The following is a 13,232-nucleotide window of genomic DNA, read 5'->3' on the forward strand; positions in this document are numbered from 1 at the left end:
CCAGCACCACGGAATGGTCGAAAAGCGGGGCGCCGGGCTCTGGCTGACGCATGTCTTCATGATCCTCGGCGTTCTGGTGATCTTCTTCCCGATCTGGCTGGCCTTCGTGGCCTCGACGGTCACGCAGGCGGACATCATCTCGCCGCCCATGCCGGTTCTGCCGGGCGACCAGTTCTTTGTGAACTACAAGAACGCGCTGTTCTCGGGCGTCAACGTTCCGGTCGGCACCATGCTGATCAACAGCCTGATCATGGCGATCGGGATCGCGGTGGGAAAGATCGCCATCTCGCTCTTGTCGGCCTTCGCCATCGTCTATTTCAAGTTCCCCGGGCGGACGACGTTTTTCTGGATGATCTTCCTGACGCTGATGCTGCCGGTCGAGGTGCGGATCGTGCCGACGTTCGAGGTGGTGGCCGGGTTCGGGATGCTCAACAGCTATTCCGGCCTGATCCTGCCTCTTATCGCCTCGGCGACGGCGACCTTTCTGTTCCGTCAGTTCTTTCTGACCATCCCCGACGAGCTGGCCGAGGCCGCACGGGTCGACGGGGCGCGCCCGATGCGGTTCTTCATCGACATCGTCGTGCCGATGAGCCGCACAAATATCGCGGCTCTTTTCGTCATCCTGTTCATCTACGGCTGGAATCAGTACCTCTGGCCGCTGCTGATCACCACGGATCCCGAGATGAATACCATCGTGATGGGCATCAAGCAGATGTTCCCCTCCGGTGACGACTTTGCGCATTGGCCCACGATCATGGCGACGTCGATCCTTGCCATGGTCCCGCCGGTTCTAGTCGTCGTTTCGATGCAGAAACTCTTTGTCCGCGGCCTTGTCGATAGCGAGAAATAAGAAATGGCAACTGTAACGCTGAAAGACATCAAGAAAAGCTTTGGCGCCACGGACGTCATCCACGGGATCGATGTCGAGATCGCCGATGGCGAATTCATCGTGATCGTGGGGCCGTCGGGCTGCGGGAAATCCACGCTGCTGCGGATGGTGGCAGGGCTCGAGACCGTCACTGCGGGCGAGATCGCCATCGGCGGGGAACGCGCGAACGACAAAGAGCCGATGGACCGCGACATCGCCATGGTGTTCCAGAACTACGCGCTTTACCCGCATATGTCGGTGCGTCAGAACATGGGATACGGGCTGAAGATCGCGGGCCTGCCCAAGGACGAGATCAACCGCAAGGTCGAAGACGCCGCCCGGCTTTTGCAGCTCGAACCGCTGCTCGACCGCAAGCCGCGGCAGCTTTCGGGCGGGCAGCGCCAGCGCGTCGCCATGGGTCGGGCCATCGTCCGCGAACCCGCTGTCTTTCTGTTCGACGAGCCGCTCTCGAACCTCGACGCCAAGCTGCGGGTGCAGATGCGGCTCGAGATCCGCGAGCTGCAGGAAAAGCTGGGGATCACGTCGCTTTATGTCACCCACGACCAGGTCGAGGCGATGACCATGGCGGACCGGATGATCGTCATGAACGGCGGCGTGGCCGAGCAGATCGGAACGCCGCTCGAGGTCTATGAGACCCCGCACACCCTGTTCGCCGCGCAGTTCATCGGAAGCCCGGCCATGAACGTCTTCGACGCGCGGCTCGACGGCGGCGCCATCAAGCTTGGCGAGGCCACCGTCGGCGCGTCGAACGGGCCGGACGGGCCGGTCAAGCTGGGGCTTCGGCCAGAGCATCTGCATGTTGCCCAGGACGGCCCGATCGACGCTGTCATCCATATGTCCGAGCCGCTTGGCGCAAACACACTGCTTCATGGTCAATTGTCGGCAGGCGGCGATCCCATCACGGTCAGCCTGCCGGGCGTGCACCCGATCGAGGATCGGCACACACCGATGCGGTTTGCGATCGATCAGGACAACATCCACCTCTTCGACGCATCGAACGGGCGCAGGCTGGAGGTCTGATCGCGCCCGCCGCCGCATGTGTCGTGCGTGAGGTCTCGCTGTCCGGGCTCAGACCGGCAGGACAGGGCGCTCGTCTGAATAGCTGTCCTGCGCTTTGTCTCTTTGATACCCGATGGCGCGGACGATTGCGCCGATCTGCATCAACTGGTCCGACAGCGGGTTGGACTTGCGCCAGACCATGCCAATGGTGCGCGACGGGCGGGGCAGGGGGAAGCGGCTGACCGACACATTGGCCGACCGGGTTTCCAGACCGACCGCCATATCGGGGATCAGGGTTACCCCCATGCCCGCGCCGACCATCTGCACCAGCGTCGACAGCGAACTGCCCTCCATCAGGTCGCGCGGCTGCGCCTCGCCGAACTGGCAGAACGACAGGGCCTGATCGCGAAAGCAATGCCCCTCTTCCAGCAGCAAAAGCCGCATGGTCTGCAAGGTCCGGGCGCTGGGGACCGGTTTGCCCGCGTCCTCGGCCGGGCGAACAAGGACGAAATCCTCTTGAAAGAGCGCGAATTCGGTCAGGGCCGGTTCCGAGATGGGCAGCGCCACTACCGCCAGATCAAGCCGCCCGTCCAAGAGATCGCCGATCAGCGACTGGGTCACCGCCTCGCGCAGTTTCAGATCCAGCGCGGGAAAGCGGCGGGTCAGGGCGGTGATGATGGTGGGCAGGAAATAGGGCGCGACAGTCGGGATGATCCCCAGCCGCAGCCGCCCGGCCAACGGCCCGCGCGAGGCGCGCACCAGGTCGTCCAACTCTTCCACCGCCAGTAGGATCTGGCGGGCCTTCGACAGCAGCCCCTCGCCGACCGAGGTCAGCCTGACCTGGCGCGCGTTCCGTTCGACCAGGGGTGTGCCGAACATCGCTTCCAGCTCTTTGATCTGCAACGACAGCGCGGGCTGCGAGATCGAACAGGCCTCGGCGGCGCGGCCAAAGTGCTGGTGGCGGGCGAGCGCCTCGAAATACCGGAGCTGTTTTAGGGTAAGGCCAATCATAAGCCAAACTTATCACAACGTTTTGGATATCCAATTGGAATCAATCACCCGCCGATGTTAGAACGATTCTACATCGGGCTGCGGGCCCGACCGAATTCACGAAAAGGGAGCGAAACGACCATGGACGGCAACAACATAGATCCGGCCGGCGGCTGCCCCGTCATGCACGGCGGCAACACCGAGCACGGCAACAGCGTCACCAAATGGTGGCCGCGCAGCCTGAACCTGGACATCCTGCACCAGCACGGCGCGCGCACCAATCCGATGGACCCGGATTACAACCACCGCGAGGCCGTCAAGGCGCTCGACTTCGAGGCCGTCAAGGCCGACGTCAAGGCGCTGATGACCGACAGCCAGGACTGGTGGCCCGCGGACTGGGGCCATTACGGCGGCCTGATGATCCGTCTCGCCTGGCACTCGGCAGGCTCCTACCGCATGGGCGACGGCCGCGGCGGCGCAGGCTCGGGCAACATCCGCTTTGCTCCGCTGAACTCCTGGCCCGACAACGCCAGCCTCGACAAGGCGCGGCGTTTGCTGTGGCCGGTCAAGAAGAAGTACGGCAATGCGCTCTCCTGGGCCGACCTGATCATTCTGGCCGGGAACATGGCCTATGAATCGATGGGTCTGAAGACCTTTGGCTTCGGCTTTGGCCGCGAAGACATCTGGGGTCCCGAGCAGGACGTGAACTGGGGCGCCGAGAACGAATGGCTGGCCCCGTCCGAGAACCGCTACGGCGATCTTGACGACACTTCGACGCTCTACAATCCGCTGGCCGCCGTCCACATGGGCCTGATCTATGTGAACCCCGAAGGCGTGAACGGAAATCCCGATCCGGCGCGCACGGCGCAGCACGTGCGCGAGACGTTCTCGCGCATGGCGATGAACGACGAGGAAACCGCGGCGCTGACCTGCGGCGGCCATACCGTCGGCAAGGCGCATGGCGGCGGCGCAGTGGATGCCATCGGTGCCGAGCCCGAGGGCTGCCCGGTGCATATGCAGGGCTTCGGCTGGGACAACCCGGGGCTCGAGGGCAAGGCGACCAACGCCTTCACCTCCGGTATCGAGGGCGCCTGGACGAAGCATCCGACACAGTGGGACATGGGCTATTTCGACTATCTTTTCGGCTATGAGTGGGAGCTGACCAAGTCGCCCGCCGGTGCCAACCAGTGGAAGCCCGTCGACATGCCCGAGGACGAGATGCCGGTCGACCCGACCGACCCCTCCGTGCGCCGCATGCCGATGATGACCGATGCCGACATGGCGATGAAGGCCGACCCGATCTACAACGAGATCTGCCAGAAGTTCCGCGCCGATCCCGAGTATTTCGCCGACACCTTCGCCCGTGCCTGGTTCAAGCTGACCCACCGCGACATGGGCCCGAAGGACAATTACTACGGTCCCGACGTGCCGGCCGAAGACCTGATCTGGCAGGATCCGATCCCGGCGGGGTCGACCTCTTACGATGTCGATGCGGTCAAGGCCAAGATCGCCGCCAGCGGCCTTTCGGCTGCCGAGATGATCGCCACCGCCTGGGACAGCGCCCGCACTTTCCGCGGCTCGGACAAGCGCGGCGGCGCCAATGGCGCGCGCATCCGTCTGGCCCCGCAAAAGGACTGGGAGGGCAACGAGCCCGAGCGTCTGGCCAAGGTTCTGGGCATCCTCGAGCCCATCGCGGCGGAAACCGGCGCGTCGGTGGCCGACGTGATCGTGCTGGCCGGGAACGTCGGGCTGGAGCAGGCGATCAAGGCCGCAGGTCATGACGTCGCGGTGCCCTTCGCGCCCGGCCGTGGCGACGCCACGGACGAGCAGACCGACGCCGACAGCTTCTCGGTTCTCGAGCCGCTGGCCTGCGGGTTCCGCAACTGGCAGAAGGAAAAGTACGCCGTCGCACCCGAAGAACTGATGCTCGACAAGGCGCAGCTGCTGGGGCTGACGGCGGCCGAGATGACGGTTCTGGTCGGCGGGATGCGCGTTTTGGGCGCCAACCACGGCGGCGCCAAGCACGGCGTGTTCACCGACCGCGAAGGCCAGCTGACGAACGACTTCTTCGTCAATCTGACCGACATGGCCAACAGCTGGGTTCCCGCCGAGGACGGCACCTACGAGATCCGCGACCGCAAGAGCGGTGCGGTCAAGTGGACCGCGACCAGCGCGGACCTGGTGTTCGGCTCGAACTCGATCCTGCGCGCCTATGCAGAGGTCTATGCCCAGGACGACAACGGTGCGAAATTCGCCCGCGACTTCGTGGCGGCCTGGACCAAGGTCATGAACGCCGACCGGTTCGACCTGGTCGCGTAAGGCGTCTTTCTTTCCAAGACCGGTCCGGGCAGCCTTGCTGCCCGGACTTTTCTTTTGCTACGGCCTGCTGTCCTGACATGACGCTCCTGCCGGTGACCGGCGGACGGCTTGACCAAGATCAAGCTGCGCGTCCCCGGCGCTCCTACCCTGACAAATAATTGCACGGTGCGGCCCGAAGTGATCGGCCGCGCCTTTGACCAAGCTGCCGGGGAGGTGCTGAGAGATTGGCGATCCGGGCGATCATGATGCCTGTGGAGGGCGCCGCCGACGACCGCGAGGCGTGGCGCGGCGGGCTTGCGCTCGCGCAGGCGCTCGAGGCGCATATCGAGGCGGTCTTCGTCCGCCCCGACCCCGAAGAGGCGTTCGAATATTTCGGCCTCGAGACGACGAGCCAGAGCGCCGAAAGCCACCAGATGCGCGACCGTCTCGATGCGCGCGGCAGGGCCGAGGCCGAACGCGCCCGCCGCCGCTTTGGCGCGATGTGCCGCAAGGCCGGTTTGCCCAAGGCCGGCAGCCCCAATGGCGCGCCCGTGGCCACTGCGGGCTGGCGCACGCTGACCGGCGAGGCCGCCGCGGTGATCCCGGCGGCGGCGCGCGGCGGGGATCTGTCGCTCTTCACCGCGTCGCCCGCGCGCTACAGCGCGCTTTTCGAAAACCTGCTCGAGGTGACCATGCTGCGCTCGGGGCGGCCCGCGCTTTTCATCCCCGGTGGAGCGGCGCGGGCGCGCGCGCCGTTCACGCGCCCGCTCATCGCCTGGGACGCGACAAGCGGCTGCGTGCGGGCGATCTCGGCGCTGCTCGACATGACCGGGGCGGGCGCACAAGCGACCGTCCTGCACATCGAGGAACAGGCCGGGGACCTGCCCGACATGTCCGAGGCGGCCCGGCATCTGGGCTGGCATGGCGTCGCCGTGCGGTCCGGCACCCGGCCAAGGGGGTTCGGCAGCGTCGGGGGCGCGCTGCTGGATGCCGCAGGGGCGGCGGGGGCCGATCTGATCGTGATGGGCGGCTACGGACGCGCACGCTATAGCGAGGCCCTGTTCGGCGGGGTGACGCGTTACGTGCTCCGCAACGCCCGCCTGCCGGTTCTGATGGCGCATTGATCCGATGGCGTACCTCTCCGAATATCCAGCCGGTACCGAGCGACCACGCGGGATCGTCTCGCAAATCTCGGGCTCGGTCGTCGATGTGCGCTTTGACGGCGGCGTGCTGCCGCCGATCAACACCGCGCTGCGGGTGCTCTGGTCAGAGCCGCGCCTGCTGACGTTCGAGGTGCAGCACCATTTGGATCGCCACACGGTGCGCTGCGTCGCAATCCAGGAAACCGCCGGGCTGGCCTGCGGAACCGGGGTGGCCGACACCGGCGCGCCGTTGACAACAGGAGACACCTTGCCGTGGTGCTGCCTGGTATTGAACGGCTCCAGAAAAGTCCGGCCCATTCTCTGCGAATTACGATGCCGGCACGATAACGCGTGCCGAATGCTTGCAGCGCAGGCGACCCGCTGAAGGTGTCAACCCGAACCGAGGGGCTCCTTATCTCCCCAACAAAGGTTGACCCATTCACCGCCAAACGCGGCCGATCAAGCCGGGAGACTCTCAAGGCCGCGCGTGCCGCATGCCCCGGTCAGCCAAGCTCTGCGCGCACGATTGCGGCGCCGTCGGCCATCGCCTTCATCTTGCCGAAGGCGACGTCGCGCGGCAGGTATTTCAGACCGCAATCCGGCGCCACCACGATCTTTTCCGCATCCACATACGGCAACGCGCGGCGGATGCGGTCGGCGATGATCTCGGGCGTTTCGACGCTCATGTCGGACAGGTCCAGAACGCCGACCATGATCGTCTTGCCGCGCAGCTCTTCCAGCACCGAGGTGTCGAGATTGGCCTGCGCCGTCTCGATGCTGATCTGATCGCAGACGCAATCCTTCATCTGCGGCAGGAAGGAATAGCCCTCGGGCCGGCTCTTGGTCATCGCGGCATAACCGAAGCAGATATGCACGGCAGTCGTGCCGGCCGCGCCCTCAAGGGCCGTGTTGATCGCCGCCACGCCGTAGTCGGACGCGATGTCGGGCTTGGCTTGCAACCACGGCTCGTCAAGCTGAACGATGTCCGCACCCGCCGCGAAAAGATCGGCCACCTCTTCCTTTACTGCTTGGGCATAGTCCATCGCCGCCTCGGCGGCAGAGCCGTAATGGTCGTTCTGCGCCTGCAGGCTCATGGTGAAGGGGCCGGGCAGGGTGATCTTGATCTTGCGTTTGGTGTGGGCGCGCAGGAATTTCAGATCGTCCACTTCGACGGGGCGCGCGCGCCGGATCGGACCCACGATACGCGGCACCGGCACCGGGCTGCCCGAGCGGGTGATTACGGTTCCATAATTGTCCAGATCCAGCCCGTCCAACGCCGTGGCGAAGCGGTTGGAATAGCTTTCGCGCCGGATTTCGCCATCGGTGATGATGTCGAGCCCCGCTTCTTCCTGTTCGCGGATGGCGACCAGCGTGGCGTCGTCCTGTGCCTGCGAAAGAAACGGTTCGGGAATGCGCCACAACTCGGCGGCGCGGGTGCGGGGCGGAAACTGGCCCTTGAGCTTGTCGCGGTCGATAAGCCAGTCGGGCTGGCAATAGCTGCCGACGAGAGTGGTGGGAAAAAGCATGGCGTCGCTCCGGAAGGATGTGAGGGCGGGCAGGGGAACTGCCCGCCAAGGCGCTCAGGCGAAAAGGTCGTGCTGCACGCCCGCCTTTTCAAAGATGTAGTCGCGGCTTTGCTCGAGCTCGGACCGCAGCTTGTCGATGTCATGACCCAAAAGCTGGCCCTGCCATTTGCGGATTTTGCCGGCCACCATGACGGTGTCGACATTGGTGCGGTCCATCAGTGTCACCACTGCGCCCGGGGCGTTGTTCAGAGGCGCCACGTTGATCGCCTCGGCATCCAGCAGGATGATGTCGGCCTCTTTGCCGGGCGTGAGAGAGCCTGTCTTGCCGTCCAGCCGCAGGCCCTTGGCGCCTTCGATGGTGGCGTGGCGGATCGCATCGGCGCAGCGCATCAGGCCGGGGTGATCCTGCCCCGACAATGCCAGTTCGTTGGCGTGCATCCGCTGCAGCGTGATCATGCCGCGCATCTGGGTGAAGAAATCCGCCGACATGGTGCATTCGACATCGGACGACAGCGACACGGTCATGCCCAGACCCAGCGCCTTTTGAATCGGCGGCTGGCCGTGGCGCATGTGCATCTCGATGGGCACCGACAAAGACACATGCGCGCCGGCATCGGCCGCGGCTTTCCACGCGTCATCCGTCATGCCGGTCATGTGGATAAAGATGTTATCGGGGCCGAAAACGCCCTTTTTGGCCAGCTCGTCGAAGGTGGGCGTCATACCGAACGTCGTGACCACGTGCAAAGCAATCTGCAGGTCGAGATCGCGGCCGATCTGCCACATATCCTCGTACCCTTCGATATAGATTTCGCCCCCCATGACCATGCTCAAAAGCTGGTCGTCCGAGCTGAAATACTGCTCGCGGATGCGGCGCGCGCCGCCGGGATGTTCCTTGCCGTCCCACCAGCCTTCGAAATAGCCAAAGACGCCGCGCCGTCCGGCGTCGCGCAGACCTTCGATGGCGGCGTCGGAATGCTGGGCGGAGTGATGAATCTGGCTCACGTCCATCACCGTCGTCACGCCCGCGTCAAGCTGGGCAAGGCCGCCGTAAAGCTCGTTGATATAGACATCTTCGGGGCGGTAGTGCTGGGAAAAGCCCAGAAGCATCGCCTCGTAGTAGTTGCGGGCGTTTTCGGGTTTGCCGTCGTTGACCACGATGGCATCCGAGAGCGACGACCGCAGCCCTGTCTCGAACTGGTGGTGATGGGTGTCGATGAAGCCGGGCATCACGATCTTGCCCGCGGCGTCGATCACGTGCGCGTCTGAGGCCTCGATATGCGCGGCGACCTCGACGATCTTGCTGCCCTCGATCAGCACGTCGCCCTTGGCGAAATTGCCGACCGCGTCATCCACCGACATCACGACGCCGCCCTTGATCAACAGCCGTGTGCCGGGTTCGCCCGAGAGCTTGGGCAGGGGGGCGGCGGTGATGTTGGTGCGCGCTGCCTGCGCCGCGGCTGCACCCGAGCTGGTTTCTGTCGCCGCCGAAAAGAGCGGGGCTTTGCCAGGGCAAAGCGCGCGCGGCGTCGTTGGACTGCAAAGTCTGCACATGGTTTGGGTCTCCTCCCTGAAAGATCGGTTATCCCGCCAGCGCTGCGCGCAGCATCGGGTAGCGGGTAAGTTGGTGGCCGATATGCGACGCGGCCTCGCGCAGGGTGGGCAGCCGTTCGGCGACAAGCTGGTCGGGCGTCACAAGCCCGGTGTAGCCGGATGTGTTGAGCGCGGCGACGGTCTGCCCGTTCGCATCGCGGATCGGCACGGCCAGCGCGGTGATGCCGTAATCGAGCTGATCGACCGTGGTGGCATAGCCTTCACGCCGCGCAACCATAAGCTCGGCGCGCAGCGCTTTGGGGTTGGTGCAGGTCTTCGAGGTGAGTTTCACCATCTCCACCTGCGCGAGGTAGCGGTCGAGCGCGTCGTCGGCGAGGCCCGCCAGCAGCACCCGCCCCATGGACGTGGCATAGGCCGGGTATCGCGCGCCCGCGACCGCGGTCGCGCGCCGGGCGCGCTGGACCGACACATGGGCGACATAGATCACGTCATCGCCATCCAGCGTGCCGACAGAAGAGGCGTCGCCGAACCGGTCCACGATTCCGCGCAGATCCTCGCGCAGGATTTCGTCGATCCGGGCCGTCACGTAGAACGCCGATCCCAGCGCCATCAGTTTCGGGCGGAGGTGAAAGCGTTTGTCACGCCGTCCCACATAGCCCAGCGTCTCCAGCGTCATCAAAGACCGCCGCGCGGCAGCGGGCGACAGGTTCACGCGGCGCGCGACCTCGGAAAGCGTCATTTCCGGATGGGTCGCGTCGAATGCTTCGAGGATCGCAATGCCCTTGGCCAGCGCCTCGACGAACTCGACCGGTTTCTCTTCCGCCGCGCTCACCCGCATCAGCCTTCCGGGGCCAGAACGAAGTCGAATTCGCAAACCGCATCGGGTTTCTTCGTCAGAGTGTAGCCCAGATCGTCGATGTTCTTGGCGGGCTTCATCTTGGCGATCAGCGATCTGCGCACGCCGAAGACGGCGTCGTTGTCGAGATATTCCATGTTCTCGAAGAACACTTCGGTCGTGATCGAGCTCATGCCGGGTGCGCGCACGATGTAATGCAGATGCGCGGGCCGCCACGCGTGGCGGTCGCCCGCGCGCAACAGCCGCCCGACAGGGCCGTCATAAGGCACCGTGTAGGGTTTCGGCAGGACCGTGGTGTAGTAGTATCTGCCGTTTTCATCGGCCTCGAACACCCCGCGCAGGTCCATCTTGTCTTGCCCCTGATCCTGTTCCTGGATGGGGTAGGTGCCTGCGGCATCCGCCTGCCAGGTGTCGACGATGGCGCCGGGCAGGGGGTTGTGCAGCGAATCGGTGATCTTGCCGTGCACCAGAACGCAGACCCCGTCGCGCCCGTCGGAAAGATCGGCACCCAGGGATTTGCGCGGCGCATTGTCGAGGTAGAACGGCCCGAGGTTCGAACCTTCGGTGGCGCCGCCGCGCGTGTTGATCATGTCGACGAGGGCCGACCACCCGATGACGTCGGACAACAGAATGAATTCATGCCGTTCCGGCGTGGAAATCTGCCCGCAATCGTACAGAAACATGAGGACTTCCATCCACTCCTCATGGGTGACCTGATTTTCGCGTGTGTAGTCGTGCACGTGCTCGATAAAGCTGTGCAGAAGTTGTTCGAACCGGCTGCCTTCTTCTGTTCTGAAGGTTTTTTTGACCGCGTCCGTGATCGTGAACTCGTTGATATCGCGCATATTTCGTCCTCCCCGGGTGGCGGGCGCTGACCCACCTGCGACATAATGACTTGACCCGAACCTAGAGCCGCTCATATTTTTCGACAAGTGAAAATTTTTTCGGTATGCGAAAAAGGAGCGGATGCCCATGCGCATTGGAAAACAAAACCAGGCCTTCACCGCGATCGCCACGTCGGATGCGGAGAGTGTGACGGTCCGGGGGTACGACCTTTGCGACGACCTTATCGGCAAGATCAATTTCACCGATTATTTCTGGCTGCTGGTTCTGGGTGAAAAGCCCACGCAAGCGCAGCGCGACATGATGGACGCCTGTCTTGTGGCGATTGCCGAACACGGGCTCGTGCCGTCGGTGCAGGCTGCCCGGATGACGCTGGCGGCCGGACCGGATGCCTGGCAGGGCGCGATGTCGGCCGGTCTTTTGGGCATGGGCAGCGTCGTTGCCGGATCGTCCGAGGCGGCAGGCCGCTACCTGGCAGAGGTGATCCACAAGGTCGAGGCCGACGGAACCGACATCGAGACCGCCGCGATTGCCAGCCTTCAGGAGCACAAGGCGCAAAAGAAAAAGGTCGCGGGGCTTGGCCATCCGCAGCACAGCGCAGGAGACCCGCGGGCGGACAGGCTTTTGGCCATCGCCGACGAGCTGGGCGTGACGGGGCAGTATATCGAGACATTGCGCATCTTGGGCAAACATGCGCCGGGCATCATCGAGCGGCCATTGCCGATCAACGTCTCGGGTGCGATCCCGGCCTGTATCCTCGATGCGGGCTGGCCATTGGACGCGATCAAGGCGGTGCCGCTGCTGGCCCGCACGGCGGGGCTTTCGGCGCATCTGTTCGAAGAGGCGCAGCGGTCCATCGGGTTCATCATGTCCCACAAGGCGGACGAGGCCATTTCCTATGACGGCAAGGTCTCGGCCCGGAATTCAAAGGCGGCGGAGTAAACCCATGGTCAAGCTTTTGAAGGAAATCCGCGTCGTCGAGCTGGGTACTTACATCACCGGGCCTGCCGCCGGCATGCACCTGGCCGACCTGGGCGCCGATGTGATCAAGGTCGAGCGCCCCGGCACGGGCGATCCGTTCCGGGCGTTCAAGGGCGGGCTCTATTCACCGCATTACCAGACCTACAACCGCAACAAGCGATCCATCGCGCTCGACACCAAGGACCCGGGCGACCGCGCCGTGCTGCACGATCTGGTGGCGACTGCGGACGTCTTTATCCAGAACTTCCGCCCCGGCGTCGCCGAAAAGCTGGGCGCGGGCGAGGAGGAACTGCGCAAGGTCCGCCCCGACATCATCTACTGCGCGATTTCCGGCTTCGGCACGTCCGGCCCGTCCCGGGACCGGCCCGCTTATGACACCGTGGCGCAGGCGGCTTCGGGCTATCTGCGTCTTTTGACGCCGCCCACCAATCCGCGTGTGATCGGGCCTGCGATCGCCGATGCGGTGACGGGGCAATATGCGGCGATGGCCTGTCTTGCAGCGCTTCTCGAGCGCGCGCAGACCGGCAAGGGGCGGCGCATCGATATCTCGATGCTCGAAGCGATGTGCCATTTCAATCTCGACAGCTTCACCCATTATTATTCCGTGGATGAGGTCATGGGCCCGCTGTCACGCCCGGTCGTGTCGCAATCCTACACGTTCGAATGCGCCGACGGAAAATGGGTGGCGATCCATTTGTCCTCGCCCACCAAGTTCTGGGAGGGGCTTTTGGCCGCGACCGGGCAGGAGGCACTGAAGGACGACCCGCGCTTTGCCGAACGGCTCGAGCGGATCAACCATCAGGACGACCTGATCGCGCATTTCACGCCGGTGTTCAAAACCAAGACGCGGGATGCGTGGTGCGATCTGCTGCTCGCCAACGAGGTGCCGCATTCGCCTGCCTACGACAGCAACGAGGCGCTGGAGGACCCGCAGGCGCAGCACCTGGGCATCAAGGTGCAGGCGCCGTCGTCCGAGCTTGGCACATTCACCACGGTGCGCCCGCCGTACAATTTCGACGGCGCGCCCGAGCAAGACGTTTCGGCGCCGCCGGTTCTGGACGAACACGGCGACGAAATCCGCGAGGAACTTGCCCGGAGGAAGGCAAGCTGATCGCATAACAAAGGGCGGCCAATGCGCCGCATCCGAGGGGAGGAAG

Annotated in this window: 12 protein-coding genes; 7 read left to right on the plus strand and 5 right to left on the minus strand. The window is 64.4% G+C overall.

Annotation, left to right across the window (positions count from 1 at the left end; all coding sequences use genetic code 11):
- Positions 1 to 13: 13 nt before the first annotated feature.
- Together ugpE and RXV88_RS13620 are read left to right on the plus strand one after the other, a co-directional pair.
- Positions 14 to 850 (plus strand): sn-glycerol-3-phosphate ABC transporter permease UgpE, encoded by an 837-nt coding sequence (gene ugpE, locus RXV88_RS13615; RefSeq protein ID WP_316293809.1) that lies wholly within the window; start codon positions 14 to 16, stop codon positions 848 to 850.
- Positions 851 to 853: 3 nt separating this feature from the next.
- Entirely contained in the window at positions 854 to 1,909 is a 1,056-nt protein-coding gene (locus RXV88_RS13620) for a sn-glycerol-3-phosphate import ATP-binding protein UgpC (RefSeq protein ID WP_316293739.1), read from the plus strand.
- Positions 1,910 to 1,957: 48 nt separating this feature from the next.
- Here RXV88_RS13620 and RXV88_RS13625 read toward each other — a convergent pair whose 3' ends face one another.
- Positions 1,958 to 2,899 carry a hydrogen peroxide-inducible genes activator gene (locus RXV88_RS13625; RefSeq protein ID WP_316293741.1) on the minus strand — a complete coding sequence of 314 codons (942 nt, stop codon included), beginning with the start codon at positions 2,897 to 2,899 and terminating at the stop codon, positions 1,958 to 1,960.
- A gap of 120 nt (positions 2,900 to 3,019) precedes the next feature.
- Here RXV88_RS13625 and katG point away from each other — a divergent pair, with 120 nt between their 5' ends.
- The 3 genes from katG to RXV88_RS13640 all read left to right on the plus strand — a co-directional run bounded on the left by katG (position 3,020) and on the right by RXV88_RS13640 (position 6,703).
- Positions 3,020 to 5,197 (plus strand): catalase/peroxidase HPI, encoded by a 2,178-nt coding sequence (katG, locus tag RXV88_RS13630; protein WP_316293743.1) that lies wholly within the window; start codon positions 3,020 to 3,022, stop codon positions 5,195 to 5,197.
- 242 nt (positions 5,198 to 5,439) lie between these two features.
- Positions 5,440 to 6,300: a universal stress protein gene (locus RXV88_RS13635; protein ID WP_316293745.1), complete on the plus strand. Its 861-nt coding sequence runs from the start codon at positions 5,440 to 5,442 to the stop codon at positions 6,298 to 6,300.
- A gap of 4 nt (positions 6,301 to 6,304) precedes the next feature.
- Entirely contained in the window at positions 6,305 to 6,703 is a 399-nt protein-coding gene (locus tag RXV88_RS13640; protein ID WP_316293747.1) for a hypothetical protein, read from the plus strand.
- 118 nt (positions 6,704 to 6,821) lie between these two features.
- Here the strand turns inward: RXV88_RS13640 and RXV88_RS13645 are convergent, their stop codons facing one another.
- Genes RXV88_RS13645 through RXV88_RS13660 form a run of 4 tightly spaced genes read right to left on the minus strand, consistent with a single transcriptional unit; the run spans position 6,822 to position 11,096 of the window.
- On the minus strand, positions 6,822 to 7,844 hold the full coding sequence (locus RXV88_RS13645) for a uroporphyrinogen decarboxylase family protein (RefSeq protein ID WP_316293749.1): 1,023 nt from the start codon (positions 7,842 to 7,844) through the stop codon (positions 6,822 to 6,824).
- Positions 7,845 to 7,898: 54 nt separating this feature from the next.
- Positions 7,899 to 9,395, minus strand: a complete 1,497-nt coding sequence (locus RXV88_RS13650) for an amidohydrolase family protein (RefSeq protein ID WP_316293751.1) — start codon at positions 9,393 to 9,395, stop codon at positions 7,899 to 7,901.
- A 28-nt stretch (positions 9,396 to 9,423) separates the two neighbouring features.
- Positions 9,424 to 10,233 carry an IclR family transcriptional regulator C-terminal domain-containing protein gene (locus RXV88_RS13655; protein WP_316293752.1) on the minus strand — a complete coding sequence of 270 codons (810 nt, stop codon included), beginning with the start codon at positions 10,231 to 10,233 and terminating at the stop codon, positions 9,424 to 9,426.
- A complete protein-coding gene (locus RXV88_RS13660) occupies positions 10,233 to 11,096 on the minus strand; it encodes a dioxygenase (RefSeq protein ID WP_316293754.1) in 864 nt (287 codons plus the stop codon). Before RXV88_RS13660 ends, RXV88_RS13655 begins: the two co-directional genes overlap by 1 nt.
- 127 nt (positions 11,097 to 11,223) lie before the next feature.
- Between RXV88_RS13660 and RXV88_RS13665 the strand changes: the two genes are divergently transcribed.
- Both RXV88_RS13665 and RXV88_RS13670 read left to right on the plus strand, forming a co-directional pair.
- A complete protein-coding gene (locus tag RXV88_RS13665) occupies positions 11,224 to 12,036 on the plus strand; it encodes a citryl-CoA lyase (protein WP_316293756.1) in 813 nt (270 codons plus the stop codon).
- 4 nt (positions 12,037 to 12,040) lie between these two features.
- Positions 12,041 to 13,186, plus strand: coding sequence for a CaiB/BaiF CoA-transferase family protein (locus RXV88_RS13670; RefSeq protein WP_316293758.1), 1,146 nt, complete (start codon positions 12,041 to 12,043; stop codon positions 13,184 to 13,186).
- The last annotated feature ends 46 nt before the right edge of the window (positions 13,187 to 13,232 follow it).

Source organism: Aestuariicoccus sp. MJ-SS9 (genome assembly GCF_032586235.1).
Lineage (GTDB): Bacteria > Pseudomonadota > Alphaproteobacteria > Rhodobacterales > Rhodobacteraceae > Aestuariicoccus.

Bases quoted from the DNA above. Each gene is read 5' to 3' on its own strand.
- ugpE (WP_316293809.1), top strand. From the start codon at position 14: ATGGTCGAAAAGCGGGGCGCCGGGCTCTGGCTGACGCATGTCTTCATG.
- RXV88_RS13620 (WP_316293739.1), top strand. From the start codon at position 854: ATGGCAACTGTAACGCTGAAAGACATCAAGAAAAGCTTTGGCGCCACG.
- RXV88_RS13625 (WP_316293741.1), bottom strand. From the start codon at position 2,899: ATGATTGGCCTTACCCTAAAACAGCTCCGGTATTTCGAGGCGCTCGCC.
- katG (WP_316293743.1), top strand. From the start codon at position 3,020: ATGGACGGCAACAACATAGATCCGGCCGGCGGCTGCCCCGTCATGCAC.
- RXV88_RS13635 (WP_316293745.1), top strand. From the start codon at position 5,440: ATGATGCCTGTGGAGGGCGCCGCCGACGACCGCGAGGCGTGGCGCGGC.
- RXV88_RS13640 (WP_316293747.1), top strand. From the start codon at position 6,305: ATGGCGTACCTCTCCGAATATCCAGCCGGTACCGAGCGACCACGCGGG.
- RXV88_RS13645 (WP_316293749.1), bottom strand. From the start codon at position 7,844: ATGCTTTTTCCCACCACTCTCGTCGGCAGCTATTGCCAGCCCGACTGG.
- RXV88_RS13650 (WP_316293751.1), bottom strand. From the start codon at position 9,395: ATGTGCAGACTTTGCAGTCCAACGACGCCGCGCGCGCTTTGCCCTGGC.
- RXV88_RS13655 (WP_316293752.1), bottom strand. From the start codon at position 10,233: ATGCGGGTGAGCGCGGCGGAAGAGAAACCGGTCGAGTTCGTCGAGGCG.
- RXV88_RS13660 (WP_316293754.1), bottom strand. From the start codon at position 11,096: ATGCGCGATATCAACGAGTTCACGATCACGGACGCGGTCAAAAAAACC.
- RXV88_RS13665 (WP_316293756.1), top strand. From the start codon at position 11,224: ATGCGCATTGGAAAACAAAACCAGGCCTTCACCGCGATCGCCACGTCG.
- RXV88_RS13670 (WP_316293758.1), top strand. From the start codon at position 12,041: ATGGTCAAGCTTTTGAAGGAAATCCGCGTCGTCGAGCTGGGTACTTAC.